This is a genomic window from Pontibacter kalidii (assembly GCF_026278245.1).
GTDB classification, from domain to species: domain Bacteria; phylum Bacteroidota; class Bacteroidia; order Cytophagales; family Hymenobacteraceae; genus Pontibacter; species Pontibacter kalidii.
In genome coordinates this window covers 3902961-3929424 of the sequence record NZ_CP111079.1, presented here as the reverse complement: position 1 = coordinate 3929424, position 26464 = coordinate 3902961, and the positions used below count along the sequence as shown (strand labels likewise).

Genomic DNA, 26464 nt, shown 5'->3' with positions numbered 1-26464 from the left:
TTCTTAACACCAAACTTTCTAACCTTTTAACTTTCTAACTTTCTAACTCTCTAACTCCCAAACTCTCTAACTCCTCAACTCTCTAACTCCAAAGCATGTCTCCGGGTCGGGTTATACTTGCATACCTTGTGTGGGCGCTGCTGTGGGCGGCGGTGCAAACGGTGCTGTTAGCGTCGGTGGGCTTTAGCCTGCAGGTAGCCGCTACCGACGCGCTGCTCACCAACCTGCTGCTCACGGCCGGCGGCTATGCCATGGGTACAGGCCTGCGCTACTACCAGCCAAGTATAAAAGAGGCCGCCTACCTGCTGGGCTGGAGCATGGGCTTGGCTACTATCAGCATGGTGCTGTTTTACTGGATCTCTTCCAGGCTATTTGCAGGCGATGTGGTATACCTGGACTTTGTGGAGGCCACCTTGGCGGTACGCTTTGTGTTTACCTGGCTGATGGTGCTGCTGCTGTTGCTGCTGAGTTGGTTCTGGTTTTATACCCTGGAAAGGCAGCAGGACGAGCAGCGAAAGGCCACGGCCGAGAAACTGGCCCGCGAGGCGGAGCTCCATACCTTGCGCCAGCAGCTGCAGCCCCACTTCCTGTTCAACAGCCTCAACTCCATCTCGGCATTGGTGGTGGCGCGGCCGGAGCAGGCGCGCAGGATGATACAGCAGCTTTCCGATTTTTTGCGCGGCACTTTGCGCAAAGACGACCAGCAGCAGGTAAGCCTCTCTGACGAGTTACAGCAGCTGGAGCTTTACCTGGAGATAGAGAAAGTGCGCTTCGGGCACCGCCTGCAAACCGCCATTGAGGTACAGGATGAAGCGACGCACATGCGCCTGCCGGCCCTGCTGCTGCAGCCCGTGGTGGAGAATGCCATCAAGTTTGGCCTTTACGATACCGTAGATGACACCGTGATAAGTATAAAAGCCACTGCCCAGGACCACCAGCTGCTGCTACAGGTACAGAACCCTTACGACCCCGCCACTTCCCATCCGCAGCGCGGCACCGGCTTCGGCCTCAGCTCTGTGCAGCGCCGCCTGTACCTGCTCTACGCCCGGCAGGACCTGCTGCAGACGCGGCAGGAGGAGAATCAGTTTATCACCAGCATTAAAATCCCGCAGAAAAATGATTAAATGTTTAGTTATAGACGATGAGCCGCTGGCTCGCAGCATTGTGGTGGAGTACCTGCAGCAGCACCCCGAGATACAGGTGGCGCAGGAGTGCGGCGATGGGTTTGAAGGACTAAAGGCCATCCAGCACCACCAGCCCGATCTGATTTTTCTGGACATTCAGATGCCCAAGATAAACGGCTTCGAGATGCTGGAGTTGGTGGAGCAGGCGCCAGGGGTAATCTTTACCACCGCCTTCGACGAGTATGCCCTGAAGGCTTTTGAGGCCAACGCCGTGGATTATCTGCTCAAACCCTTCAGCCAGGAGCGTTTTGATGCCGCCGTAAAAAAGTGGCTGGAGAAGCAAAGTACAAGGGCAGCGGAAAGCAACGTAGAGGACCTGAATGAAGTACCGGCCAAGCAGCCCGAGGAGCACCTGCGCATCGTGGTAAAGGCCGCCAACGACATCCGCATCATCCCGGTAAAGGACGTGTTATACTTAGAGGCTTATGATGATTATGTGAAAGTGCATACCTCAGAGGGCCTCTTCCTCAAAAAGAAAACCATGGGCTACTACGAGCGCGTGCTTGACCCGAAGCAGTTCGTGCGCGTGCACCGCTCTTACATCATTCCCCTCACCCAACTCACCCGCATAGAGCCCCTGGAGAAAGACAGTCATGTGGCGCTGCTCAGGAGCGGCGTGCGCGTGCCCCTGAGCCGCAGCGGCTACAGCAAGCTGCGCTCGGTGCTGGGCATTTAAGCAAGAAAAATTTTTATGTGATACTGTCGTGTCGCCTGCCTTCGTAACGGCCGGCGCATGCTTGTCTGTTCGTCTGCAGAAAATATGGTTTGGTCTGTACATTCCTGCGGTTTGTCTTTAAACCTGGCGTCAGGCAATAGCTAAATGCTAGCCACAGGCTTTGTAAGTAAGCTATAAATGAGGATCATAGGCTCCGTGAACGCGCTGATTTTTAGAGTAGGAAACTTTTGATACAAAAAATGTTTCCATAGTTTTGCCGCTCAAACAACTGATATGGAGATCGCAGAGAAGTCGGGAATAGAGTTGAGAATCCTGAAAGCCTCTTTTGAGATGTTCCGCCAGCGGGGCTTCAAAAGCGTGTCTATGGACGATATTGCCCAGCACCTGGGCATGTCGAAAAAGACGCTTTACAAGTGGTTCCGCAACAAGGACCAGGTGGTGTACGATGCCACGGCTTGTTACCTGCGCAGCATTCAGGAGGAGTGTGAGGGATACATTTGCCAGGCCCCGAACGCCCTGGAGGAGCTCTTCCGCATTATGGCGCTGACCAAGCAGGTCTTCTCTGATATGCACCCCTCTATTTTCTACGATCTGCAAAGGTATCACCCCGACAGCTGGGAGCTGTGGATGAAGCACAAAAACGGCTTCATGCTGGAGAAGGTGAAGGACAACATTCGGCGGGGCATAAAGGAGGGACTCTACCGCAAAGATCTGGATGTGGAGGTGCTGGCCCGGATGCGCCTGGCCCTGATTGAGCTGCCTTTTAACCGGGAAGTTTTCCCGTCGCACGAGTTCAACATCAGCCAGGTGCAGCTGGCGGTGCTGGAGCATTATATGTTGGGGATGGCCACCCTAAAAGGGCACAAGCTGATAAATGAATACAAGCAGATTACTGAAGAGGAATAATCACTACCTACCACTACCAATCAAGATAAAACATGAAAAAACAGATTAGCCTGCTTTTAGCCATACTTGCCCTGTGCGGAACCGGCCTCGCCCAGGGGCAGCAGCAGGAACCCATGCGCCTGAGTCTGCAGGAAAGCATAGACTACGCCCTGCAGCACCGCGCCAGCCTGCAGGCCACCCGCAACGAGGAGCGCAGCGCCAAGGCCAGGGTGGGCGAGATACGCGCCATGGGCCTGCCGCAGATAGATGCTACGCTGGATGCCGGCGATAACTTTATACAGCAGCAGAGTTTCCTGCCAGCCGAGTTCTTCAACGACCCGGACGACCCCAACTCGCCGCAGCCAGGCACCTTCGTGCCGGTTACCTTTACGCCAGCTTATACCAGCAATGCCGTAATTTCAGCCAGTCAGTTGCTTTTCGATGGGTCCTACCTGATTGGTTTGAAGGCAGCCAAGACATACACGGAGTTGTCCCGCAAAAATACCACGCAGAGCGAAATTGAGGTGGCCGAGCAGGTAAGCAAGGCCTACTACAGTGTGCTGGTGAGCGGGGAGCGCATGGAGTTGCTGGAGCAGAACATCATCCGGCTCGACACGCTGCTGTTCCAAACGCGCATTATGTTTGAGAACGGCGTGGCCGAAAAACTAGACGTAGACCGCCTGCGCGTGCAGCTGAACAACCTGAAGGTGGAGCATCAGAAAACGCAGCGCCTGCTGCAGCTGAGCGAAAACCTGCTCAAGTTCCAGATGGGGCTGCCGCAGAGGCAGCCCGTGCTGCTAACCGACAAGCTGGAAGAGGTGGATATTGACATGAGCCAGCTGCACCCCCAGCACTTCGACTACAGCAACCGCATCGAGTACTCGCTGCTGGAGACGCAGCAGAACCTGGCTGAGTTGGACTTGCGCAACACCCGCTCCGGCTACCTGCCAAAACTATACTTAAATGCCCGCTACGGCTATAACGCCGCCAGCAATGAGTTTAAAGAAATCACCACCACCAGCAATTACCTGGAGTATGGCTATGCAGGCGTACAGCTCCGGGTGCCGATCTTCGACGGGTTGCGCAAGCACTACCAGATACAGCAGAGCAAAATAACGCTGGAGAACACTAAGCTGGGCTTCGAAACGCTGCGCCAAAGTATAGACCTGGAGCTGGAGCAGGCCTCCACAGAGCTAACCAATGCCCTGGATGTGCTGAAGGCACAGCAGGAGAACCTGACGCTGGCCGAAGACATCGCCCGCGTGGCCAAGATCAAGTTCCAAGAGGGCGTGGGCTCGAACCTGGAGGTGGTAACCGCCGAAACCGACCTGCGCGAGGCCCAGACCAACTACTACGCCGCCATGTATGACGCCCTCGTTGCCAAGGTAAACCTGGAAAAAGCCACCGGAACACTACTTGTAAAATAAAACTATCGAAAAACCAATCCTACCACACCAAACCATGAACCGAATTATAGCAATAGCAGCCTTTGCCTGTATACTTGGCCTCGCCTCCTGCGGCGGTGCCGATGATAAAAAAGCCCAGTTAGAAGACCTGAAGGCCCAGCAGGCCAAGCTGCAGGAGCAGATCGGAGCGCTGGAGGCAGATCTGAAAGCGGAGGGCAAGGCGGTGGCCGTGCAGCAAAAAACCGTGCCGGTATCGGTAACGGCGCTGGCTCAGGATACTTTCCGCCACTACCTGCAGGTGCAGGGCCGGGTAGACTTTACGCAGAACGTGCTGGTGAGTCCCAAAGTACCGGGCGTACTCACGAGCGTGCGCGTAGAGCGCGGCGACCGCGTGTCGAAGGGGCAGACCATGGCCACTATTGATGCGCAGGTGCTGGAGCAGAATATCGCTGAGGTGAAGACCCGCCTCGACCTGGCCCGCGTGGCCTACGAGAAGCAGAAGAACCTCTGGGACCAGAAAATAGGCACCGAGATGCAGTACCTCACGGCCAAGAACAACAAGGAGGCCCTGGAACGCGGCCTGGCGGCTTTGCAGCAGCAGCGCGACCAGTACAACATCAAAGCGCCTATCAGCGGCGTGGTGGATGAGGTGAGACCGAATGCCGGAGAGGCCGTGTCGCCGGGCATGGGCATTATCCGGGTGGTAAACCTGCAGGGCGGCAAGATCGTGGCCGAGGTATCGGAGGCCTACCAGGACAAGATCAGCAAAGGCGATGAGGCCGTGGTATACTTCCCGGACCTGAAGAAGGAAGTGCAGACGAGCGTGGAGGTGGTGAGCAGCTTTATCGACCCGACCAGCCGCACCTTTACGGTGGAGCTGCGCCTGAAGCGTGACGCAGCTATTGCGCTGCGCCCCAACATGGTGGCCGTGGTGCGCATCCAGGACTATAAAAACGAGGGAGTGCTGACGCTGCCGGTGAACCTGGTGCAGCGAGACGAGAAATCAAGCTATGTGTACGTGGCCCAGAAAAAAGGCAATGAGTACGTAGCTACCCGCAAGGAGATAGAGACAGGCCTGAGCTACGGTGGTAAAGTGGAGGTGCTGCGTGGCCTTGCGGCGGAAGACAAGGTGATCACGGCAGGCTACCAGAGCGTGAATGAGGGGCAGCCGGTGGTGTTTGCTGAGAGCAGCCTCACGCAGAAGTAATACGCTAAAGTATAAAACTATGAAAGAGTTTAAGCCAACCAGTTGGTCGATCGATAACAAGACCAGTATCTATATCATCACCATCATCATCTCACTGGCGGGTATTTTCTCCTATGTTAACCTGCAGAAAGAGAACTTCCCGGACATCGTGATCCCGACGATGTTTGTGAGCACGATTTACCAGGGCACCTCGCCGTCGGATATGGAGAACCTGGTGACGCGCCCGATCGAGAAGGAGATAAAGGCCATCTCCGGGGTGAAGAAGGTGACTTCCAACTCCATGCAGGACTTCTCCATGATCGTGGTGGAGTTTAACACGGACGTAGAAGTGTCGGATGCGAAGCAGCAGGTGAAGGATGCCGTGGACAAGGCCCGCACCGACCTGCCCACCGACCTCACCCGTGAGCCGGACGTGCAGGAGGTGAACTTCTCGGAGTTCCCGATCATGTACGTGAACGTGTCGGGTAACTATAGCCTGGACCAGCTGAAAGATTATGCCGAGGAGCTGCAGGACCGCTTTGAGGCCTTCCCGGAGATTACGCGCGTGGACATGGTGGGTGCCCTGGACAAGGAGGTGCAGGTAAACGTAGACCTTTACAAAATGCAGGCTGCCCAGGTGACTTTTAACGATATCTCCGCGGCCATTGCGCGTGAGAACATGACCATCTCAGGTGGTAACGTTACCGTGGGCGAGGCTAAGCGCTCGGTGCGCGTGGTAGGGCAGTATACCGACCCGGAGAAGATCGGCGATATCGTGCTGCAGTCGCTGGGTGGTGCCAACATTAAGCTGAGAGACATTGCCGAGGTGAAGGAAGGCTTTGAGGAGCAGGAGAGCTACGCGCGCCTGGGCAACGAGCCGGTGATCACGCTTAACGTCATCAAGCGCAGTGGCGAGAACCTGATCGAGGCCTCCGATAAGGTGCGCGAGACGATCGAGGAAATGCAGGGCTCCGCGCTGCCGGCCGATCTCAACATCACCCTCACCGGTGACCAGTCCAAGATGACGCGCCATACGTTGAACGACCTGCTTAACACCATCGTCATCGGCTTTGTGCTGGTAACCCTCATCCTGATGTTCTTCATGGGAACCACCAACGCCATATTCGTGGGCCTGTCGGTACCGATCTCCATGTTCCTAGCCTTTATCCTGATGCCCACGTTTGGCTTCTCACTGAACATGATCGTGCTGTTCTCGTTCCTGCTGGCTCTGGGTATAGTGGTGGACGATGCCATTGTAGTGATTGAGAACACGCACCGCATTTACCATACCTCTAACCTGAGCATCATGAAATCGGCGAAGGTGGCCGCCGGTGAAGTGTTTGTGCCGGTGCTGGCCGGCACACTGACTACCGTGGCGCCGTTCCTGCCGCTTGCCTTCTGGCCGGGCGTAGTGGGCAAGTTCATGTTCTTCCTGCCGATCACGCTCATCGTTACCCTGGTGTCGTCGTTGCTGGTGGCCTTTATCATCAACCCGGTTTTTGCCGTGTCTTTTATGAAGAAGCACGATGCGGAGCCGGCCGCGTCGCGCGGCAGCAAGCGTTTCTGGATACTGACGGGTATTGGCTTTGCCGTGGCTACTGTAGGTTATATTTCGGGCTGGTATGGCACGGCTAACCTGGTGCTGCTGCTGGTGCTGCTGGTGTTGCTGAACAAGTTTGTGCTCAATAGCCTGATCGCCCGGTTCCAGGAGCGGGTGCTGCCGCGCTTTATGTCGGGTTACGAAAGGCTGCTGCGCTGGATGCTGGTGGGCTGGCGGCCGGTAGGCGTGTTTGTGGGGACGGTTCTCCTGCTGTTCTTTTCTGTCATCATAACCTTCCTGTTTCCGCCTAAGGTAGACTTCTTCCCGAGCGGCGACCCGAACTTTGTCTATACTTACATCAACATGCCGATCGGTACCGACCAGGCTGTGACGGACTCAGTGACGAAGATCGTGGAGAAGCGGATTTACAGCGTGATAGGAGAAGATAATCCCGATGTAGAGTCCGTTATCTCGAACGTGGCCATCGGCGCCGGAGACGAGAATGATCGCTCCACCACGGCACAATCTCACAAGGGAAAGGTTACCGTTGCCTTTGTGGAGTATAAAGACCGGGCGGGCGAGAAATCGACCACCGATTACCTGACCGGCATACGCGAAGCCGTGAAAGGCATACCGGGGGTAGATATTACGGTGGATAAGGAGCAGAATGGCCCGCCGGTGGGCAAGCCGATCTCCATCGAGATTGCCGGAGAGGACTTTGAGGACCTGATCGCGCTCTCGAAGCAGGTGGAGCAGTACCTGGACCAGCAGCAGATTGGCGGCATAGAGGAACTTCGCTCCGACCTGGAGGACAGCAAGCCGGAGATCGTGGTGAATATAGACCGTGACCGTGCTAACCGTGAGGGCATCAGCACTGGCCAGATTGGGCAGGAGGTGCGCACGGCTATTTTCGGTACCGAGGCCTCTAAGTTTAAGCTGGATGAGGAGGAGTACCCGATACAGGTGCGCTACGCCAAGCCGTACCGCGAGAACATCGATGCCCTGATGGATATGCGCATCACGTACCGCGACATGAATTCCGGCCTCATCCGTCAGATCCCGCTCTCGTCGGTGGCGACGCTGGAGTATACGAACACGTATGGCGGCATCAAGCGCAAGAACCTGAAGCGCGTGGTAACGCTGGAGTCTAACGTGCTGGATGGCTACAACGCCAACGAGGTGGTGCAGCAGATACAGCAGTCGCTGCAGCAGCTGGAGACGCCGGAGGGCTACGGGATAAGTATGGGGGGCGAGCAGGAGGAGCAGCAGGAAACGGCAAACTTTCTGCTGATCGCGCTGGTAGCGGCTTTCTGCATCATCTTTCTGATACTGGTCACGCAGTTTAACTCAGTATCGAAGCCGTTCATCATCCTCTCGGAGGTGCTCTTCTCGATCATCGGGGTGCTGCTAGGCTTTACCATCTTCGGCATGGATATGTCCATCGTGATGACCGGGGTGGGCATTGTGGCGCTGGCCGGCATCGTGGTGAAGAACGGTATACTTATTGTGGAGTTTACGGACATGCTGATCGGCGAGGGCCGGGAGCTGAAAGAGGCCATCGTAGAAGCCGGTAAAACGCGCCTGAACCCGGTGCTGCTGACAGCCACGGCCACCATACTTGGCCTGATTCCGCTGGCAATTGGCTTAAACCTTAACTTCTATACTTTGTTTACGGAGTTTGAGGCGGGCTTCTTCCTGGGCGGCGACAGTGTGGCGTTCTGGGGCCCGCTGGCCTGGACCATCATTTTTGGCCTGGGCTTTGCTACCATCGTAACCCTGCTGATCGTGCCGGTGATGTACCTGCTGAACGAGAAGCTGAAAGACAGAGTGATCGGAAGAAAAAAACGCCATGTGCTCAGGCTGCAACAGCAGGAGGAGCAGAAGGTGAACGGAAAAGTTAGAGAATACACATTATAACCCTATGCTTATAACAGATACCGCTATTGAGAAGGAAGTGATCCGTATCATTAGCAAGACCAAAGAGATTACACCGGACCGCTTGTGGGCAGACAGACTGCTGAAGGATTTCGGCTTCGACACTGTAGACGTAGTGGACATTATCCTGGAGTTGGAGAAGATCTTCAAGATCACCATACCGGATGAGGTGCCGATAGATACCGTGGGCGACTTTGTTGAATTTGTGGCGACCCACACGATAAAGAAAACTACCAGCTGATCGGAGGGATTTATTCTTAAAAGCAGAAGCACCGGGACCTAGGTTCCGGTGCTTTTTTTATGATCTGTATCAAAGAGCTGTGGATTTGTGGCTTATACTTTATACCTGCACCAGGCTTCCCTAGCCTCTACTAGCTACTGCTTCCCACAACCTGAACCAAGCTATACTTGCTAGCTGCCGTTCAACCACGGCTTTACAATTTACTCGCTTCATTTCCGGCTTTGGCTCCCTCCTGGCCGGGAGGCCTCGTCCTCGGGCATCGCGCGGTGTACATTTCCTTTGCTTGACCTGCGGTCCCCGCAATTTCGCTAAAGCGAAACCGTAAATCTACAAGGCGCTCCACCCAAGGACTGGGATCAGTTCGATAGCAGCTGCTTTGCAACATGAACCGAACTCCCTCTCCTGTTTTTAGGAGAGGGTTGGGGAGAGGTGAATTCCCCTCTCGGGAGGGGCTAAGGGGTGGGTTTATACTTTGTGCGGACAGGTCGTGACCTGTCCGCGCGAGAACAGCTGTCATGAAACTTATACATTAGCAGCAGCAATGACAGACTCTCCTCCTTCTACAAGCCTCGGACCCCGGACTTGTTTCGGGGGAGGGGCAGGGGGAACCGCTAATAAACAACTCAGCAAATCCGAAGCGACAGGTTATACTACCAAAAACAAAAAGCGCTGCAGGTTAGCCTGCAGCGCTTTTATTGTGCGCCCAGCCGTAGAGAAAGGGCGCAGTTATACTTTTGAGCAGCAGCCTCCCGGGCCGTTGCCAGTTTGTTCTCAATCAGCAAGTATGAATCGGGTTAGTAAAGTATGGCAATAGGCAAGTTCTTAGAAAATGGAGATTCTGTAGGCTTTCAGTTTTTTGTCAAGGGCTCTGGCGTTGCCACAGACACTGTCCAGCAAAGACCAGAAGCGCGGGCCGTGGTTTTTCTCTACCGTGTGCGCCAGCTCATGCAGGATCACATAGTCGCAGAGAGCGTCGGGCAGGCGCATCAGGTGCAGGTTCAGGTTAATGTTGTTGGTGTGCGAGCAGCTGCCCCAACGGCTTTTGGCGTTCTTAATGAACACGCTCTGGTACTCAAACCCAAACTTGTCGGCGAAGTAGGCCACGCGCTCCGGCAGGTACTGCTTGGCCTCCTTGCGGTAAGCCTCCTCAATGGACTTGCGGATAAATTTCTGCACGTCCGGGTCGTTGACCTCCTTGAAAGCCGGATAAAATACATTGATGTGGCCGTTCTGGATAACGCAGCGCATGTCGTAGCGGGCATGGGTGAGCAACCGCAGTGCGTGGTACTTGGTGCTGAATTCACTGTTGTGGTCATACACGGTTACCTGCTGCTCCTGCTGCTGCATGCGCGTCTGATGCTCTTTAATCCAGTCGGCCTTGGTGTAGATGAGCTGTTCTGCTTTCTCAAAGCTGATGTGCGGCGGCACCGCTACCCGCACCCCCTTCAGGGGCCGAACGCTGATGCTTAGTCGCTTAGCTTTGTCGCTCCGCTCAAACAGCACCTTTCCGATCCCGTCGATGTGTAGGTTGACGGAAGTAAGACGTAAGAATGATGAAGACACTGGCTAAAAGTTAAAGTACAAATTTCTTTGTCCAAAGATAGATAATAATTTAATTAAAAAAAGACTGAGGCATAAGCTTTTGTAGCTTTTTATTTAAATTAATGTATTTAAATTGTTATATATTTTAAAGATTAGGGATAAGAAAACCCGCTAAAATGACACTGCTGCACGAGGCGTTTAAGCTGAGCAAAGTACAAGAAAGCAGGAGCGGCAGACCATAGAATGACCTGCCGCTCCTGCTCTGTGGTGGGAATGGTGGTTTAACGGACGTTGCCGCCGGTAGGGGCTTCGTCGTTACTGCTTTTTGGCGCCCGGCTGCTGTCGGTGGTGGCAGAGCGCAGGGTCTCCTCGTTGGTGTTGGTCACGGTGCCTTTGGCATCAGTGCCGTGGCCCTGCGATGTGTGCTTCGCTTGGGGTTTGTCTTCCGGCGCCTCCTGCTGGTCTCTGGCTTTCTTGCCCCGGTCTTTTTTGTTCGCTTCCATAGTATGAGTAAGTGTGTTAGTATCCTGGTTTAGATTCGGTCTGGATATCGCCGGCGGAGCGGTCGCTATACTTAGGCGTGCCGAACGAGATGTCGGCGTCGTGCTTCTCGGGCGTGTGGTGCTCCGCTTCTTTCGGGGCTACCCTTATCGGGCGGGTGGCCTCCCACTCCTTAAACTTATCGAGCTCAGTTTTTATACTTGCCATGAACCAGGCTAGCAGGCTGGCGTCGTCCAGCAGGCCAATCACCGGAATCACGTCCGGAATGATATCTATCGGCATTAGGAAATAAATGAGTACGGCCACGCCGCCAACCAGTGTAGCGGTGGGGATGCCCTTGTACTCGCCGGAGCTGGCGGCTTTGAGCATGCGCGTGAGCAGCTGCAGATTCTCCCATACTTCGCCGGCTATGGCGCCCACGCCTTTCTTGGCGGTGGCCTTCTTCAGGGTCTCGCTAATCAGCCTGGCCACCTCCGAGGGGTGCTTCAGGTAGGCCTCTGCCTTCTCCAGTAACTTCTTGAAAATGGGGCTCTCGGCAACCTTTTTGCCTTCCGGTTCTTTGTTATCTGTCATTCTTGTTTTGCTTATACTTGTTTTGCCTGAGCTGCTTGCCCGGGCTGGTTCGGCTGCAATTTTCGTAAACAAACGGTAACCTTCCTATACTTGCTCCCTATAAAATTGTTATGGTTTAAGCTCATAAAAAGCGAAGGAGGAGTAAGGTTTAGCATGTGGGCTAGGCCTTGTAGGGTAGCAGAGATAGTGCGTATTACGAAGAACTGTTCCCTCAGGTGGAACAACCTGCCACAAGTCAGGCCGCGCTAAACCCGCAGCATGCTCTAAAAAGCCCCGTTGTCCTTATTCCGTTGCCAAGTAAGCAGTCGCTGCCAGTTAATTTACCCGGCCGGCGGCGAAGTAGCGTTTGCGGAAGTATGGCTCCGAAAGCGAGCTAACCATAACGCCCTTGCTGGTGGAGGAGTGGATGAACTTGTTGTTTTTCAGATAGATGCCCACATGGGAGATCGGGCTTTTGGCGCTGCGACGGAAGAACACAATGTCGCCGGTACGCACGCTGTCTTTCTGTACACGGGCCACATCCTGGAACATGGAGCGGGAACTGCGGCTGAGGTTGATGCCGTATACTTCCTGGTACAGGCTGGTAACGAAGCCGGAGCAGTCGGTGCCGCGCTTGCTGCTGCTGCCGTAGCGGTAAGGGGTGCCTATCCACTTAGAGGCGGCCTCTACCAGCTCGCGGTAATCGGGGTTCCGGAACCGGAGGCCCAGCGATTTTACGTAATACTCCTCGCGGGGTTCTTCGGCTGGCAGCGGCTGGTGCCATTCTATCGCCCGTAGCATGTCTTCGGGCGTGTTGATGGCGTAAGGCGTTACCAGGCTGACCTGCTCCGGGGCGGGCTCGCCGGTTGGGGCCACCTCGTAAAAGTAGGAAAGCACCAGCGACAGGATCGCCAGAGCACTTAGTATGGTTGCTTTTTTCATAGAGCTGAGCAAATCCTGGGTCGCCGCAGCGGCTAGGTTTTGCTGTTAAAAGTATGGTGCCGGCTTCAGCAGCAGGTACTGCCAGGGGAGCCAGCGCATCCCGATCAGTGCAAAAATACGTTATACCCTGCTAAGTATAAAATGTTTAAGGGGCGCCCTGGGGCCGGGGGGCGCGCAATTTCTGCCCCAGGCGGGTAACTTTCAGAGCCGGCACCTAAGTATAACAGTTATATGTAGCCTCGCAGGAAGCACTATTCTTTAGGTTGATCTATGGATTTTAAAGTTGTAGAACGCTCGTTTTTTGCCAGAATTGCGCGCATGGTGCTCAAGAGTAGCAATGTAGCCATGGTGCTGGGTAAAACCATATACCTGAGCGGTGTCAGCCGCGATACATTTCTGAAGGATGAGGGCTGGCTGGCGCATGAACTGTGTCATATCCGGCAGTTCAGGGAGCATGGCTTTTTCTGGTTCCTGTGGCTGTACTTGAAGGAATCGTGGCGGGTGGGCTACTATAACAATAAGTATGAGGTAGAGGCGCGTTTAGAAGGCATGAAGCACCGCCGCTATAGGAGCCCGGCGCAAAAGGCAGCCAGCGCCATTGCGCCCACAGAAGCCCCACTGCCTATAGACACCAAAAAAACAGAATAGCTAGCCGCCCGACGTATACTTTATTCCTCGCCAGTGGCAACCTCACGCCCACTCCTGGACCACTCGCTCCAGGAGCCAACATATAGTTTTGGCATCTCCATGCCGGCATAATCCATGGCCAGTAAGGTATGGCAAGCCGTAACGCCGGAGCCGCAATGCACCATCACCTCCGCCGGTTTCCGGTTGCCAAGTGCCGCTTCATACTTGCTGCGTAGCTCCTTCTGCGGCAGGTAAAAGCCGTTGCTGTCGAGATTGGAGGTATAGGGGATATTTACCGCACCCGGAATATGGCCCGCCACCAGATCAATTGGTTCCACCTCGCCACGGAAGCGCGCGGCGGCACGCACGTCTATCACCAGGCTGTCGGGGTGCTGCACTGCTTTTTCTATTTCCTCAACGGTTGCTGTAGGCAGCTGCCAGCCTTTTTGCGGGTAAGGCGGCTGTGGCGTAGGCTGCTCCGATTGGCTGTTGACCGAAATACCGGCTGCCACGGCGGCATCGTAACCGCCATCCAGCACCTGCACTTTCTTATGGCCTATGGCCCGTAGCATCCACCAGAAACGCGCGGCGGCGTTGGCTCCGCTCACATCATCATACACCACCACATGGCTATCGGGCTGTATACCAAGCTGCCCCAGAAACTTGGCAAAGATGGCAGCATCCGGCAGCGGATGCCTGCCGCCCTCGGCGGCGTTGGCCGGAGGGGTAGCCAGGTCGCTCTCCAGGTCTACAAATTGCGCGCCCTGTAAGTGCCCGGTCTTATACTTGTCGCGGGCGGTTGGGCCGGAGCGGGCGTCTACAAGTATGGGTGCTTCGTTTTGGATGAGGGTAACTAATTCCTGTGGTTTGATGATAGGTTTCATAGTTTTAGCATTTAGGGTGTTGATGTTGAGGGGTAGCTGCTCCGGGCATCAGGGCTACGCCCGGAGCAGCAGTTGGTTTGGTCTTTTACTCGCCGCCGGCTACCACGTTCCAGGGGCGCACCTGCCACTCTACAATCAACCCATTCTTTACATAGGGGTCGTTGTTGGCAAAGGCCTCGGCCGCTTGGGTGTTATCACCTTTAAAGATAAATACGGCGCTGTCGGCAGGCTCGGCCAGGGCACCGGCCATCACCAGGTCGCCATTTGCATGGGCTTTGTTGATCAGGTTCAGGTGTTCGGGGCGGTAAGCGCCGCGCTTTTCGAGGTAGTCTTCGGTGGTTTTGTAAAAAAGGATGTAGTACATGTTTAGGTATGGATAAGTGGTTTTAGGTAGGGGTAACGGACTTGTGTAAACTGCGGCGAAAGCCGTTGGCCAAGATGCCATTTACACTTTGTTGGGCGTAGGTTTTTCTATTCGTACATCTGGAAAGTTTCCGAGTCACTGGTTTTAACTATACCATAGTTTTCTTCATCACGGAAATTCACAACACCTGATTTTATTGTTTCTTTATCTTCACTAAGTTCCTTTGCTAGCTTTCCTATTTCTAGGGCAATTTGTTCTTTTTCAGCTGGAGAGTAATCAACAAATTTTGGGTCAATAAGTGATACAGTCAATTCGTTATTGTTCTTGATGTTTATTTCAACTTTCTCCGTTTCATATTTCTGGGATATAGATTCTTTTAGTTGATTCATGTATTTAAATTCTCCGCTCATTTCTGAACAGCTGAATAAGGTAGTTAGCAGAATCGTTAGGATAGCAGATGTGATTTTTTTCATTCTCATGGTTTTGGTTTATCATTAAATATTTTGTGGAACTTACGATCAACTATGATATAAACGGAAGTCTATTCGGTTTATCTGCACTATGTGCGGAGGTGGATTTACCTGTTTTAGCTCGGTTTATGGAGCTTTTAAATGGTGATTATAACCCTTTTATGTAGGCAAATTAATATAGTCGATAAGTTACTTTACTTCAGGTAAGCATGCGAGTTGGCCGTATCGTCGCAGCCTTTGCCGCGTGCTTTGTCGGCTGCAGGTGTTACTGTTTTTTGTTATCATGCAACCAGGCTACTTTTTGTTCCGGATGATGGACCTGGCCAATGATGTCTTTATATAGCTCCGGCCGTCTGGCTTTTAGGTATCTGTACCCGCCAGCCTGCGTCAGTTTTTCAGGCGTTAAGGTCACTGTTACCAAATCATCTCCCAAAGTGCGGCACTCTCCCAATACATCCCCAAAAGGATCGATGATCATAGAACAGCCGTTTTTCAACTGGTCGTCATCCATGCCTATGGGATTCGAAAAAACAGCATAAATAGCATTGTCGTAAGCCCTAGCCGGCAGCCATTTCATTAACCAGTCGCGGCCTTTCATGCCATCAAATTCCAGGCGCAAGGAGGTAGGGTCCGTCTCCCTGTTTTCCCAAAGTTCTGGTGCTACAAAGCCTGCTCCCGGTCGGGCGGATGGGGTACACATCGTTACATGAGGCATAAAAATAATATCAGCACCCAACAGGGTAGTGGCCCTCACGTTTTCAATGATGTTATTGTCGTAACAGATCAGGATGCCGCACTTCCAGCCAAAAAGCTCGAAAACGCAGTACTGATCACCCGGAGTAATATGTGGGTTGATGAAGGGGTGGAGCTTTCTATACTTAGCTACCAGGCCATTTTTATCCACACAGACATAAGCCTTGAAAATGTTATCCGCTTCATCTTTCTCAAAAAGACCGGCCAGAATAACAATATTGTACTTCCCGGCTATTTCGGTCAGCCTGCGCACGCTTTCGCCATCAGGTATAAATTCAGCAACATCCAGCAGTTGTTCCTTCGATAAATGGCGGGCAAAGGTATAGCCGGTAATAGAGCATTCGTGAAAGGCAATCACCTGGGAGCCTTCTAAGGAAGCTTTTCTGGAGAGCTTTTCGATGACTAAAAGGTTATAGGCTTTATCAGCACTTCTATTCTCAAACTGAGCAGTTGAAATTTTTATCTTTTCCATTACAGATAATTTCGTTTCGAATTAGTGAGGCTTCCAGGCTAACTTATAGCAATATAGTTAAGTTAGCATATTGTATTATCAAATCAAAAAAGCCATACTTATTGCAGTTATTAAATGTTTAGGGGTGGGTACCGGGGCCAATCATCTCTGGCCAAGTATAAACCCCTCCCCAGCCCTCCCTTAAGAACAGGGGAGGGAGCTATACTTGCTACTTTTCTGTCCTCCTGAGCGCTTCTTGTGGGAAGGGAGGTGAAGTTGAGGCTACTAGCTACGAAATCCAACCACCCCTGCCCCTCCTTGTCTAAGGCGGGGAGCCTGCTTTTACTTTTGCAAAGTATAAGTTCTATAGCAAGAGAAACTGGAGGAACATCCCCCTGTCCCCTTCGAAGGGGGACTCTGGTTCTTGTTTCTTAGCAAAGGCCGTAGCTATCGAACCAGATCCCAGCCTTTGGGTTGAGCGCCTTGTGGATGTTGCGGTGCCCGGCAAGGGCAGCCCGCAGCGCCAGCGAGGAGCAGCTTCAGGCACGCCGCGCGATGCCCGAAGGCGAGGCCTCCCGGCCTAGGAGGGAGCCAAAGCAGGAAATGCAACTGTAGGCTAGTGGGAACTAGAGGATCAGCGGTAGCTAGTGAGGATAGCTCGGTTCAAATGGAAGGAAGCAGGGGCTTAGGGAAGGCACAAGCGGACGCTTACGCCAAGTAAGTTCCAGGTAAGTCTAAAGTATAGCCGATGTATAAAGTATAGCCAAAGCAAGTATGGCTCTGTGAGCCAGTCGGGTTACAAACCCAACGCCATTGTAGGACACAAGTCTGAAGACTTGCGCCAGAAACAGAGGAATAAAAAAACCGCCAGGGCTTAAAGTATAAACCATGGCGGTGGAGAATCTTTATAGCTTAGAATTTAGCTGGCTAAGGTGGCATGCGCCGTAGTGCGGATAACTTTTCCGGGTTTCTTCTTTTTGCGGAGCTTGTTAATCCAGATCAGCGTTCCGGTAATCGGCAGGCTGGTGGCCACAAGACAGGCGATGAAGTATAAGATCTTGGAAAAAGTGCCATATACGTTGCCCAGGTGCAGCGGCTTTATCAGCCCTACAATTTGTTCGTTTAGCGGCTTATCGGAGAACTTCTCTACTTTCAGCGGCTCGGCGGTGTGTTTGTTCAGCTGTACTTTATCGGAGGCGGCCAGGGCAAAAAATCCGGTCTGGCTTTTCTGGATCACAACGGCGGTGGTGTCATCGGCTGGCAGCGATACGCGCAGGTCGCCGGCGTAGGGTAGCAGCAGGCTAGCCTGTGCTATATAATCTTCCGGTGTAGCTGTGGTTGGTGCAGCGGCAATAGTGGCAGGCTTCTCTTTACGGCCTTTAAACACCTCGGCGCCCATCACTTCGCTCAGTCCATTGCGGTACCACTCAAACGACCAGCAAAGGCCGGTAAGCGCCATGATCAGCAGCAGGATGGAGGAGTAGAAGCCCAATGTGTTGTGCAGGTCGTGGTTAACACGTTTCCACTTGGCGTTGGTCTTGATCTTGAGCCCTTGTTTCCAGTTCTTGCGCTTCACGGGGAACCACAGCACCAGCCCTGTCAGCACCAGAAATGTAAAAATGATCGTGGCGGCGCCCACTATCACACGGCCCACACTATCGCCTAACAGCAGCCAGCGGTGCATCTTCATCACGGTTGTGAAGAACTCTGCCGTGGCGCTCTCGGGAGTGCCGACTACCGCGCCGGTGTAAGGGTTAACAAAGTAGGTAGCTGGTTTGCCGCCACCTTGACCTTTCCCTTTTTCTCCGCCCTTTGCGCTGCCTTCGCCTTTTTTAGCGCCCGCTGCGGCGGCGGGGGCCACGCTTATACTATAGGTGCTGGCCTTATCCTCGGGTATGCTTATACTTACCACCCGCCCTTTCAGCTCCTGCTCCAGCTGCGCAATAAGGGCGTTGGTAGCCATAGGCTGCGCGTTGGCCGGCACTTCCACGGTATACTTCTCAGGGGCCATCAGTTCCTCCACTTCCTCCCGGAAAGTATAAATCGTGCCCGTGAGGCATACTACAAACAGTACTAGGCCGCTGGCAATGCCCAGCCACAGGTGCACATCATTAAACAGGTTTCTTAAAGTATACTTTTTCATGGTGTTGTAGGAGAGTGGGTTTGGAGGCTGCTAAAAAAAGCTACCGGTAAATATCGGTAGCTTTTTTATTATTTGGAATCAATCTAATTAAAATTTATAGGTAACTACACCGGAAACGTTTCTGGGCTGTATTCTGTCGATGAAGCTGCTGCGGTACGCATCGTAGCCAACCGTATCGAACACGTTGTTGAACAGCGCCCGCACGCCCCAGTGCTTCTTAAACTCATAGCCGATCTGCGCATTCACGATGGTGTAAGCCTTGTTGTACCAGGGCGCGGTATTCGGCTCGATGTTGTGGTACTGCACCCCCTCGATGGTCCAGTCGTTGTAAGGGCGCTCACCCAGGTAATAGGCGCCGGCACCGAAGTTAAGGCCTTGCAGCAGGCCGCTGCGCAGGGTATAGTTGGCGTAGGCGTTAAAGGTGTGCTTTGGGGTGTTGTTGGGCGCAGAGCCCGGTACAAAGGTGGTGTGGTCCTTATACTGCGCGTCGATGTAAGCGTAGCCCGTTACGATCTCCAGGTTCTCGAGCACGCGGCCGGTCAGTTCCACCTCTATGCCTTTGCGCTCGTCGTTGCCGCCTTTCGTGTAGTAGCCGGTTTCCAGCACAACGCCGTTTTCATCCACGGTAAAGGCCTTCAGGTTCATGTCTTTGTTGTTGATCTTGAAGAAGGTCAGGTTAAAGCGCAGGCGGTCGTTAAACCACTCCGACTTGATACCTGCCTCTAGCTGATCGATGCGCTCGGCACCCAGCGGGTCGCCGTTCACGTCTACCACGGAGGCAGAGCGCGGGTTGGTGCTGTTGGTGTAGGAGCCGAAGATGTTGAGGCCATCCTTTACGGTGAACATCACCCCGGCGAGCGGGTTCCAGAACTCCGTGGTGGCGCTTTCCTCGCCCTCGTCTTTGGTTTTATTGGTGCTGTAGCGCACGCCACCGTATACCCTGGCCCACTTCGTCAGCTGGATCACATCCTGGAAGGTAACGCCAAAACGGTAATCGTAAGCCCTTGTGCCGCCGGTGCGCTCAAAAGCTGGCACATTCTCTGGCAAAGTATGCGAAATAGTAGCCGGGTCGAACACGTTGATCTCGTCGATCGCAATTGAGTTGTACGTTGGCTGGAACAGGTCGATGTAGCGGTAATCAGCACCTAGCTGGAACGTGTGGTTGATCTTGCCCGTCTCAATTTTGCGGCCCACCAGGTCCAGCTGCAGCACAGTGCTGTTGTCCTCGCGGGCAGAGTTGTGGGCAATGGAGCGGCGGTACAGGTTCACCTGGTCCACGTTTACGCCCGTTTCCGGGTTCGCTTTTAAAGCCGACAGGTTCGACTTGATGGCGTCGTAGTTGTAGTTGGAGTTAAAGACGGCGGCACGCACGTATACATTGTTGGTGATGTTGTAGTTGTAGCGTGCGGTATAGGTTGTATGCTTCAGGTCTGTTTTGTCCGACTCAAAGCCCAGGAAGCGTTCCGATGGCAGGTCGTAGATCTTGTTCTCTTTGTTGCCAACCGACAGGTTCACGGTGCCCACGTCGATGCCCTGCTCCTCTTTGAAGTAGTCCATCTCCAGTGTTAAGGTGCTGCGGTTGTTTGGCCGCCACTCCAAAGATGGGTTAATGTAGAATGATTCATTGTCCATGTGGTCGCGGAACTTGCCGCCGTTCTCGTAGGCGCCGTTCAGGCGGATGGCCACCTTGTTGTCCTTGTCCAGCACGCGCTGCACATCGAACGTCGGTCTGATGAGGCCCCAGCTGCCTGCGCGCAACGACACGCTGCCGGAGTTCTCGAATTTAGGCGTCTTGGTGACGATGTTCACGATGCCGCCCGGGCCACCCAGGTCGGTGGCGGCACCCATGGTCACAGAGCTGGCGCCTTTCAGCACCTGCACGCTCTCCACCCCCTGCATATCGGTGGAGAAGCCCTGGCCGCGGAAGTCGGTCATCACGCGCACCCCGTTCTTCAGGGTCGGGATGCCCCGGAAACCGCGCGACGAGATGCTCTCCCGCACGCCGCCGTAGGTAGCATAAGTATAAACGCCCGGCACGTTGCGCACGCCTTCGATCACGGTGAGCGCGCCCTGCTGCTCAATGAGTTTTTCCGAGATCACGGAGATGCTCTGGATCTGCTCGCTCGGCTTCAGTGGGAGGCGGGTGATAGCATCCAGCTTCTCCGGCTGCTTGTCCCTCACCCCGAAGACCTCGATCTCGGACACCTGGTTCGCCTTGACAGCCAGGCTAAAATCGATGGTTTTTGTTTCATCGTGGGCTAGCTGCACCTTAGCGGTACTGCTGTTGTAGCCCATCATCATGGCTCTTACCTGGTAGGTGCCCTCTGGCAGGCGCCCGATTTCGAAGTAACCGTTCTCGTCGGTAACAGTGCCCAGCTGTGTGTTTTCGATCACGATGCTAGCCGCGGCTACTGGCTTGCCATCTGCCTCCAGCACGCGGCCCTTAATGGCGGCGCCCTTGTGATGGGAGCGGTGTTGCTGTTGCTGCTGGTGTTGTTGCGCCGACGCCGTGTGGCAGAGCGTGAGTAGCGCAGCGAATAAAGTATACTTTTTAAGCATATAGCGGTTTAGTTTATGGCGGCCCCTGCGGTGCATTCGGTTTGCTGCAGGAGTGTTTTTTTATTTAGACTAATTACAAATAGTGCTGCAAACTTAGGCTGAGCATTCCAGAACCACAAATAAAATTTGATAAAATATTAGCAAACCTGAAGATACAGGGGTGAAGCAGCAGCAAAACCGAGTTAACAAAAGGCGTACTACACCGTTATCTACATAAGACATGTTTAACCACTAAAAACAAACTTAACAATGGCGAATAAACTAGAAGGAAAGAAGATTGCGATACTAGTAGAAGAAGGATTTGAGCAGGTGGAACTGACCAAGCCACTACAGGCCCTGAAAGATGAGGGGGCGGAGGCGCACATCATCTCCCCGAACAAGAACAATGAGATAAAGGCGTGGAACCACACTGAGTGGGGCGATAAATTTAAGGTGGATAAGAAGCTAGGCGAGGTAAGCGCGGACGATTACAACGGCCTGCTGCTGCCTGGCGGGGTAATGAACCCGGACCACCTGCGTGGCAACAAGGAGGCCGTGCGCTTCGTGAACAAGTTTATGGAGAGCGGCAAGCCAGTGGCTGCCATTTGCCACGGCCCCTGGACCCTGATCGAGACGGGTAAGGTGAAAGGCAGGAAAATGACCAGCTACCACACCTTGCAAACCGACCTGAAAAACGCCGGCGCCGAGTGGGTGGACCAGGAAGTGGTGGTAGACCAGGGCCTGGTAACCAGCCGCAACCCGGACGATATTCCTGCCTTTAACAGGAAGATGGTTGAAGAGTTTGCCGAAGGAAAGCACAACCGCTAAGCCGGTTTATACTTTATAACTGAAACGGGCCGCACTTTATACATTAAAGTGCGGCCCGTTTGTATCTTGAAGATGTAGCTCACTCCTGTTTCCTTCGAAACGGACTTGGTTCAAGCTCCGTCAGTGGTATTATTTAACCACTCCTAGCCCCTCTCCCGGAACAAGTCCGGGATCCGAGACTTAGCCAAGGAGGGGAATTCTGCAGTTACTGATGCTGAAGTATAAGTTTCATAGCCGCTATCTCGCGGATAGGTCGCGGCCTGTCCCTACAAGTATAAACCCACCCCTACCCCTCCAAGGAGGGGAATTTAGTATTTGTTATACTCCACTGTCATCTCGAATGAAATGAGAGATCTATCGGGAATTCTAAAGAGATCTCTCCCATAGGTCGAGATGACATATAGCGGCGGCTATCGCACCTGTTCCCGGTCCTTGTCCAGAAGCAGATTATCATCCCCCTACCCCCTTCCAAGGGGGACTTGGTTCTAGTTCCATAGCAATGGCTGTGGCTATCGAATTGATCCCAGTCCTTGGGTTGAGCGCCTTGTGAGATCCGGTGCCGCGCAAGCGGCAGCGCCTTGGCGCAGGAGGGAACACAGCGCGATGCCCGAGGACGAGCCCTCTCGGGCTAGAGAGCACCAAAGCAGTAGATGAAACAGTAGGTTTGTGGGAACTATAGGATGAACAGTCGCTAGTAAGTATAGCTTGGCTCAAGTGGAAGGAAGCGGTTGCTAAAGGCACAAGCGGACGCTTGCGCCAGAGAAGTATAAAAGTATAGCCAAAGCATGTATGGCTTTTCAAGCCAATCGAATTACAAACTTGATATCATCATAGGACAAAAGTCTGGAGACTTGCGCCAGAAGGGGTAAATAGTAAGTTTTAACTGGAAAGTATAGATTACACTTTATCACTCTACTGCACCATCCGGAAAAGTGGCTCCGCATAATTCTCCAGCAGCACCACCAGCACCACGTCCAGCAATAGCAGGAAAGCTCCCTGAAGTACAATGGACTGCCCCCAGCCCTGCAGCTGTTCCGCTTTTATGGCGGTGCGGGAGCGCTCTTTCAGGTAGGCTCCTAATAGTATAAAACCAAAGTCGAGGCCAATGCTCAGGTACAGTACTTTCTTAAACGAGTCGTGCAGTTGCAGGCTTTCGGCAAGGCTAAGGGTGGCGCTGTCCCTGGAAAGGATAACATAGAGCGCGAAGCTGGCAATCAGCAGGTTGATGATGTTCCAGTACACGTTCATCTGGTAAAGATACTTGCGGTGGCGTGTGGCCTTCGTCAGCTTAAAGCTGCTGAAAAGTATGTTGAGAATGGCCCACCCGCCAAGTACAAGCATACCTGTCTCCAGCGTGCGTGCCTGCCCCTGGTTAAGTTGGCTCAGGCTCTGGCCCTGGGCGTTGGCTGTGAGGCTAAGGAAAAGCAGTGGGAGCAGGTAGAGGTATTTTCTCATAGGTAAACGGTGGTTTTAAGAGTAGGAACGCACAAAAAACGGCTTTAGCATGCGGCTACAGGTGTTTGTGCCGGCAGCACCGCAAAGTATACCTTGCGGCTGCAGTATAAGTTGCTGCATGCTAGGGTTTTCGTCGGGTTGCTACTATGTCCAGGCCAATGTTAACCTCGGGGTGTATGGTTTTGTCTCCTAAAGAATTATCGGAGCGGTACACGAGGCCCCACTTGGTGCGGTCTATGTTGAAGTTGGCTTTCGCGCGCAGCAGGGTATCCTCCAGGGTTACCCTTGCCGGAAAGGACACGCTCTTGGTCTGGCTGCGGATGGTGAGGTTGCCGGTAATGCGGTGCGAGGGGTTTTTTATGCGCAGTTCGTCGTAGCGGGTGCTGGCGCTGCCGCCCTGCTGTGCGCCGGTGCTGTCGTAAGGGGCGATTCCGGTCAGCTCAAAAGAGGCCGAAGGGTACCGCTCCGAGTCGAAGAAGTCGGGGGAGCGCAGGTGCGTCGTAAGCTTCTGGTTGCCCTTCTCATCTATGGTCTTGTCCTCGGCCCGCACCGTGGTCATGTCCAGTTCTATGTTGCCGCCGGTCACCAGACCGTTGGTCATATACAGTTCGCCCTGCTGAATATCTATCACGCCGTTATGGCGGCCGGTCATCTTCGCCCCGATCCAGGCTACCTCGCTGCGGGTGGTGTCGATGGCAAAGGTATCGGTGGGCAAGGCGCGCTCCTCCTTCACTACGGCATCGCCTATCATCGCCTCGTCGGTTTTAACGGTAGTGTCGCAGGCGCTGGCCACAAGAAGAAGCAGGCCCAGCTGCAGGAAGGGGTGTCGGAGTATGTTGCCCATACTAGTTTGCTCGGGTGAATGTTGTGCCGCCAAAAGGCGGCGGTTTCACCTCATCGTACGCTTTAGAAGGCCAAAACGATATAGTTTATACTTGCTGCGCGTTCCGCAAGGTACGGAAGCAGGCGGAGTTCTCTGTACTTGGCGGAGCGGGGAGCACTTAGAAACTGACGCCCACGTATACTTGTATCACCCCATTTTTGATGCTCTCGTCTATGCTGTTGCCGCTGTCATCCTGCTTGCGCAGGTCGCCAAAGCCGTGGGCGTAGCGAGCCCCCAGCCTAAACCTATCCAACTTACCCTCCAGACCGGCGGCAAGGCCATAGTCAAAGGTGTTGTAGGGCTCCAGGTCTCTTTCCTTGTCCTCCACCTTCGCCGACATCATCACGCCCACCTGCGGGCCTAGGTGCACGCTCAGGTTATCGGAAATGTTAAACACTGCCAGCACCGGCACCTCCAGGTAATCATACCTGAAAACGGAGTCCTGGCGCTCGAATCCCTTGCGCGAGTACAGCAGCTCGGGCTGCAACGAGAAGAAGTCGCTCAGGCCGAACTGGGCGAAAACACCGGCGTGGAAGGAGGTATGGCTGTTGGTAGAGCCGAATTTGTCTTTGTCGCTGCCGTGCACGCTGGCAAAGTTTACGCCCCCCTTAATGCCAATGCCTGAGTTAGGCGAGCGGCTGAGTAGATTGTGGTTCTGCATAATCTTGCTGGGGACCTCTGCCTCCTCCTGTGCAAAGCCTGTTACTGACCAAAGCAGTAGCAACGCCGCAAAAAGTGTTTTTTTCATCTTTCCGGGGGTTAATTCCGAGCCCTTTTACTTTTAGAGCTATATATAGGGCTTATACTTTGTTCAGCGCCAGAAGTTTTGCGCCAGCGGGGAATAGTTCAGGGGAAATTTAAGTATAAAACACAGGCAGTCTGGGTGTGGGTTTTTTTGTGTTTTAGAGTGAATAGAAAAAGTGATATTACCCCACTCGGTGGGTGTGGCAACATTTACCGGGAGTGTGGATAAATTCTACAGTTCAGCAGATTTTCACTGAAATATCAGAAAAACAAGCCCTTCTTAACATGGAGTTAACATAATTTGGTGGATAAACACGTGTAATCAACATAGTTATCCACATTTATCTACGGGAAAACGGCGGAAAACTGCGCATCTGCTTGTAAATTGGAATGGTTGCAAAAGTTATCCACCGGTAGTTAAGGAATTACAACAAATTGTATTAAACTTCTTTAGGTTTTAGGGTTAAGATATGTGCTTTTTCTGCTGGGTTTGCTGAACATGGAGAGGGGTATTCTTGTTAGTTTTGTGCTATGCTGAAGATTGCCTGGTCCGAAATATTTGCCCACAGTCTGCCCAAAGGCCACCGCTTCCCGATGGCGAAGTATGATTTGCTGCCCGAGCAGCTGCTGTACGAGGGCACCATTACCCGCGATAACCTGTTTGCGCCGGAGCCGCTGGAAGAGCGTTTTATACTTGACACCCACGATACCGATTACTGGCAGCGGCTAAGCAACCTGCAGCTCACACGTTCCGAGATCCGCAAGACGGGTTTTCCGCTCTCAGAGCAGCTGGTGCAGCGCGAGGTGGTGATCATGAACGGCACCGTGCAGGCCAGCCTGTTCGCGCTGGAGTACGGCATCGGGATGAACATTGCCGGTGGCACCCACCACGCCTTCACCGACCGCGGCGAGGGCTTCTGTCTGCTCAACGATATCGCCATCGCCGCCAACCACCTCCTCAAGTATAAAAACATAGGCAAAGTGCTGGTGGTGGACCTGGATGTGCACCAGGGCAATGGCACCGCACAAATTTTCGAACACGAGCCGCGCGTGTTCACCTTCAGCATGCACTGCGGCCACAACTATCCGTTCCATAAAGAAAAGTCGGACCTGGACGTGCCGCTGGCCGAGGGCACCGACGACAAGACGTACCTAACTATACTTCGGGAGAAGCTGCCGCGCCTGCTCGACGAAGTGCAGCCGGAGTTTGTGTTCTTCCAGTCGGGGGTGGATGTGCTGGCCACGGATAAGCTGGGCAAGCTGGGCATGAGTATAGAGGGCTGCAAAGAACGCGACCGTATGGTGCTGGAGCTGTGCCGGAAAAACAACCTGCCGGTAACGGTAAGCATGGGCGGCGGCTACTCCGAGAAGATCGCGCATATTGTGGAGGCGCACGCCAATACGTTTAGGTTGGCGCAGCAGCTGTGGTTTTAGGGGAGGAATTTTGAATGAGTGAACTTCTAATCCTGCGCACCCTTCAATCCTGTAAGTTCTGATTCAGTCAGTAAGTAATCTTTAATCCCGCTCCCGCAGCTTATCCTCATCGCGCTTTTTTATCGGGAAGATCATGCGGAGGACAAGGTAAATGATAGGAGCCAGGGCCAGCGTCAGGATCACAATCAGGATGACCTTCAGCGCTTTGAAGAAAATGGTGATGGCCAGTGCCGAAAGAATAACGGAGACCGAGAAAAGAATCCAGAAGTTAATGGTTTGTCTGCTCATGGTTAATCTTTA

Annotated in this window: 24 protein-coding genes; 10 read left to right on the top strand and 14 right to left on the bottom strand. The window is 53.5% G+C overall.

The genetic code is table 11. The features are described from left to right. The first annotated feature begins 95 nt into the window (after positions 1-95). The 7 genes from OH144_RS16410 (at position 96) to OH144_RS16380 (ending at position 9053) form a co-directional block, all read left to right on the top strand. On the top strand, positions 96-1124 hold the full coding sequence (locus tag OH144_RS16410; RefSeq protein WP_266203358.1) for a sensor histidine kinase: 1029 nt from the start codon (positions 96-98) through the stop codon (positions 1122-1124). Next, entirely contained in the window at positions 1117-1860 is a 744-nt protein-coding gene (locus tag OH144_RS16405; RefSeq protein WP_266203357.1) for a LytR/AlgR family response regulator transcription factor, read from the top strand. Before OH144_RS16410 ends, OH144_RS16405 begins: the two co-directional genes overlap by 8 nt. Positions 1861-2133: 273 nt before the next feature. Beyond that, positions 2134-2766 carry a TetR/AcrR family transcriptional regulator gene (locus OH144_RS16400; protein WP_266203356.1) on the top strand — a complete coding sequence of 211 codons (633 nt, stop codon included), beginning with the start codon at positions 2134-2136 and terminating at the stop codon, positions 2764-2766. 32 nt (positions 2767-2798) lie between these two features. Next, a complete protein-coding gene (locus tag OH144_RS16395; protein ID WP_266203355.1) occupies positions 2799-4172 on the top strand; it encodes a TolC family protein in 1374 nt (457 codons plus the stop codon). Between the two features lie 34 nt (positions 4173-4206). Further along, a complete protein-coding gene (locus tag OH144_RS16390) occupies positions 4207-5358 on the top strand; it encodes an efflux RND transporter periplasmic adaptor subunit (RefSeq protein ID WP_266203354.1) in 1152 nt (383 codons plus the stop codon). 19 nt (positions 5359-5377) lie between these two features. Beyond that, a complete protein-coding gene (locus tag OH144_RS16385; RefSeq protein WP_266203353.1) occupies positions 5378-8794 on the top strand; it encodes an efflux RND transporter permease subunit in 3417 nt (1138 codons plus the stop codon). Positions 8795-8798: 4 nt separating this feature from the next. After that, a complete protein-coding gene (locus OH144_RS16380) occupies positions 8799-9053 on the top strand; it encodes an acyl carrier protein (RefSeq protein WP_266203352.1) in 255 nt (84 codons plus the stop codon). 822 nt (positions 9054-9875) lie between these two features. On the opposite strand, the gene OH144_RS16375 is transcribed toward OH144_RS16380, so the two are convergent. The 4 genes from OH144_RS16375 to OH144_RS16360 form a co-directional block, all read right to left on the bottom strand. After that, positions 9876-10616 carry a M48 family metallopeptidase gene (locus tag OH144_RS16375; RefSeq protein WP_266203351.1) on the bottom strand — a complete coding sequence of 247 codons (741 nt, stop codon included), beginning with the start codon at positions 10614-10616 and terminating at the stop codon, positions 9876-9878. A gap of 260 nt (positions 10617-10876) precedes the next feature. Further along, a complete protein-coding gene (locus OH144_RS16370; protein WP_266203350.1) occupies positions 10877-11098 on the bottom strand; it encodes a hypothetical protein in 222 nt (73 codons plus the stop codon). A 16-nt stretch (positions 11099-11114) separates the two neighbouring features. Further along, entirely contained in the window at positions 11115-11669 is a 555-nt protein-coding gene (locus OH144_RS16365; protein ID WP_266203349.1) for a YkvA family protein, read from the bottom strand. A gap of 315 nt (positions 11670-11984) precedes the next feature. Further along, on the bottom strand, positions 11985-12590 hold the full coding sequence (locus OH144_RS16360) for a C40 family peptidase (RefSeq protein ID WP_266203348.1): 606 nt from the start codon (positions 12588-12590) through the stop codon (positions 11985-11987). 270 nt (positions 12591-12860) lie between these two features. Here OH144_RS16360 and OH144_RS16355 point away from each other — a divergent pair, with 270 nt between their 5' ends. Continuing rightward, positions 12861-13238 (top strand): hypothetical protein, encoded by a 378-nt coding sequence (locus tag OH144_RS16355; RefSeq protein WP_266203347.1) that lies wholly within the window; start codon positions 12861-12863, stop codon positions 13236-13238. A 20-nt stretch (positions 13239-13258) separates the two neighbouring features. Here the strand turns inward: OH144_RS16355 and OH144_RS16350 are convergent, their stop codons facing one another. From OH144_RS16350 to OH144_RS16325, 6 genes are all read right to left on the bottom strand, one after another. Next, on the bottom strand, positions 13259-14101 hold the full coding sequence (locus tag OH144_RS16350; protein ID WP_266203346.1) for a sulfurtransferase: 843 nt from the start codon (positions 14099-14101) through the stop codon (positions 13259-13261). A gap of 85 nt (positions 14102-14186) precedes the next feature. Continuing rightward, positions 14187-14465, bottom strand: coding sequence for a YciI-like protein (locus OH144_RS16345; RefSeq protein ID WP_266203345.1), 279 nt, complete (start codon positions 14463-14465; stop codon positions 14187-14189). A gap of 107 nt (positions 14466-14572) precedes the next feature. Next, the gene (locus OH144_RS16340) at positions 14573-14944 is read right to left on the bottom strand and encodes a hypothetical protein (RefSeq protein WP_266203344.1); all 372 of its coding nucleotides are present in this window, start codon (positions 14942-14944) and stop codon (positions 14573-14575) included. 256 nt (positions 14945-15200) lie between these two features. Then, positions 15201-16160, bottom strand: a complete 960-nt coding sequence (locus OH144_RS16335) for a nitrilase family protein (RefSeq protein ID WP_266203343.1) — start codon at positions 16158-16160, stop codon at positions 15201-15203. 898 nt (positions 16161-17058) lie between these two features. Further along, positions 17059-18282: a PepSY-associated TM helix domain-containing protein gene (locus tag OH144_RS16330; RefSeq protein WP_266203342.1), complete on the bottom strand. Its 1224-nt coding sequence runs from the start codon at positions 18280-18282 to the stop codon at positions 17059-17061. Positions 18283-18369: 87 nt separating this feature from the next. Further along, a complete protein-coding gene (locus OH144_RS16325) occupies positions 18370-20841 on the bottom strand; it encodes a TonB-dependent receptor (protein ID WP_266203341.1) in 2472 nt (823 codons plus the stop codon). Positions 20842-21090: 249 nt separating this feature from the next. On the opposite strand from OH144_RS16325, the gene OH144_RS16320 reads away from it, so the two are divergent. Then, positions 21091-21648, top strand: a complete 558-nt coding sequence (locus OH144_RS16320) for a type 1 glutamine amidotransferase domain-containing protein (protein WP_266203340.1) — start codon at positions 21091-21093, stop codon at positions 21646-21648. A 912-nt stretch (positions 21649-22560) separates the two neighbouring features. On the opposite strand, the gene OH144_RS16315 is transcribed toward OH144_RS16320, so the two are convergent. The 3 genes from OH144_RS16315 to OH144_RS16305 form a co-directional block, all read right to left on the bottom strand. Next, complete coding sequence (locus OH144_RS16315; RefSeq protein WP_266203339.1) at positions 22561-23103, bottom strand: DUF6992 family protein; 543 nt, start codon at positions 23101-23103, stop codon at positions 22561-22563. Positions 23104-23224: 121 nt separating this feature from the next. Beyond that, on the bottom strand, positions 23225-23947 hold the full coding sequence (locus OH144_RS16310) for a YceI family protein (RefSeq protein WP_266203338.1): 723 nt from the start codon (positions 23945-23947) through the stop codon (positions 23225-23227). 157 nt (positions 23948-24104) lie between these two features. Next, positions 24105-24734: a porin family protein gene (locus OH144_RS16305; protein WP_266203337.1), complete on the bottom strand. Its 630-nt coding sequence runs from the start codon at positions 24732-24734 to the stop codon at positions 24105-24107. A gap of 527 nt (positions 24735-25261) precedes the next feature. Here OH144_RS16305 and OH144_RS16300 point away from each other — a divergent pair. Beyond that, positions 25262-26164: a histone deacetylase family protein gene (locus tag OH144_RS16300; RefSeq protein WP_266203336.1), complete on the top strand. Its 903-nt coding sequence runs from the start codon at positions 25262-25264 to the stop codon at positions 26162-26164. An 81-nt stretch (positions 26165-26245) separates the two neighbouring features. Here OH144_RS16300 and OH144_RS16295 read toward each other — a convergent pair whose 3' ends face one another. Then, the gene (locus OH144_RS16295; protein ID WP_266203335.1) at positions 26246-26452 is read right to left on the bottom strand and encodes a hypothetical protein; all 207 of its coding nucleotides are present in this window, start codon (positions 26450-26452) and stop codon (positions 26246-26248) included. Positions 26453-26464 lie beyond the last annotated feature (12 nt).

Excerpts from the sequence above, each read along its gene's own strand:
- OH144_RS16410 (WP_266203358.1), top strand. The coding sequence starts at position 96 with ATGTCTCCGGGTCGGGTTATACTTGCATACCTTGTGTGGGCGCTGCTG.
- OH144_RS16405 (WP_266203357.1), top strand. The coding sequence starts at position 1,117 with ATGATTAAATGTTTAGTTATAGACGATGAGCCGCTGGCTCGCAGCATT.
- OH144_RS16400 (WP_266203356.1), top strand. The coding sequence starts at position 2,134 with ATGGAGATCGCAGAGAAGTCGGGAATAGAGTTGAGAATCCTGAAAGCC.
- OH144_RS16395 (WP_266203355.1), top strand. The coding sequence starts at position 2,799 with ATGAAAAAACAGATTAGCCTGCTTTTAGCCATACTTGCCCTGTGCGGA.
- OH144_RS16390 (WP_266203354.1), top strand. The coding sequence starts at position 4,207 with ATGAACCGAATTATAGCAATAGCAGCCTTTGCCTGTATACTTGGCCTC.
- OH144_RS16385 (WP_266203353.1), top strand. The coding sequence starts at position 5,378 with ATGAAAGAGTTTAAGCCAACCAGTTGGTCGATCGATAACAAGACCAGT.
- OH144_RS16380 (WP_266203352.1), top strand. The coding sequence starts at position 8,799 with ATGCTTATAACAGATACCGCTATTGAGAAGGAAGTGATCCGTATCATT.
- OH144_RS16370 (WP_266203350.1), bottom strand. The coding sequence starts at position 11,098 with ATGGAAGCGAACAAAAAAGACCGGGGCAAGAAAGCCAGAGACCAGCAG.
- OH144_RS16365 (WP_266203349.1), bottom strand. The coding sequence starts at position 11,669 with ATGACAGATAACAAAGAACCGGAAGGCAAAAAGGTTGCCGAGAGCCCC.
- OH144_RS16360 (WP_266203348.1), bottom strand. The coding sequence starts at position 12,590 with ATGAAAAAAGCAACCATACTAAGTGCTCTGGCGATCCTGTCGCTGGTG.
- OH144_RS16355 (WP_266203347.1), top strand. The coding sequence starts at position 12,861 with ATGGATTTTAAAGTTGTAGAACGCTCGTTTTTTGCCAGAATTGCGCGC.
- OH144_RS16350 (WP_266203346.1), bottom strand. The coding sequence starts at position 14,101 with ATGAAACCTATCATCAAACCACAGGAATTAGTTACCCTCATCCAAAAC.
- OH144_RS16345 (WP_266203345.1), bottom strand. The coding sequence starts at position 14,465 with ATGTACTACATCCTTTTTTACAAAACCACCGAAGACTACCTCGAAAAG.
- OH144_RS16340 (WP_266203344.1), bottom strand. The coding sequence starts at position 14,944 with ATGAGAATGAAAAAAATCACATCTGCTATCCTAACGATTCTGCTAACT.
- OH144_RS16335 (WP_266203343.1), bottom strand. The coding sequence starts at position 16,160 with ATGGAAAAGATAAAAATTTCAACTGCTCAGTTTGAGAATAGAAGTGCT.
- OH144_RS16330 (WP_266203342.1), bottom strand. The coding sequence starts at position 18,282 with ATGAAAAAGTATACTTTAAGAAACCTGTTTAATGATGTGCACCTGTGG.
- OH144_RS16325 (WP_266203341.1), bottom strand. The coding sequence starts at position 20,841 with ATGCTTAAAAAGTATACTTTATTCGCTGCGCTACTCACGCTCTGCCAC.
- OH144_RS16320 (WP_266203340.1), top strand. The coding sequence starts at position 21,091 with ATGGCGAATAAACTAGAAGGAAAGAAGATTGCGATACTAGTAGAAGAA.
- OH144_RS16315 (WP_266203339.1), bottom strand. The coding sequence starts at position 23,103 with ATGAGAAAATACCTCTACCTGCTCCCACTGCTTTTCCTTAGCCTCACA.
- OH144_RS16310 (WP_266203338.1), bottom strand. The coding sequence starts at position 23,947 with ATGGGCAACATACTCCGACACCCCTTCCTGCAGCTGGGCCTGCTTCTT.
- OH144_RS16305 (WP_266203337.1), bottom strand. The coding sequence starts at position 24,734 with ATGAAAAAAACACTTTTTGCGGCGTTGCTACTGCTTTGGTCAGTAACA.
- OH144_RS16300 (WP_266203336.1), top strand. The coding sequence starts at position 25,262 with ATGCTGAAGATTGCCTGGTCCGAAATATTTGCCCACAGTCTGCCCAAA.
- OH144_RS16295 (WP_266203335.1), bottom strand. The coding sequence starts at position 26,452 with ATGAGCAGACAAACCATTAACTTCTGGATTCTTTTCTCGGTCTCCGTT.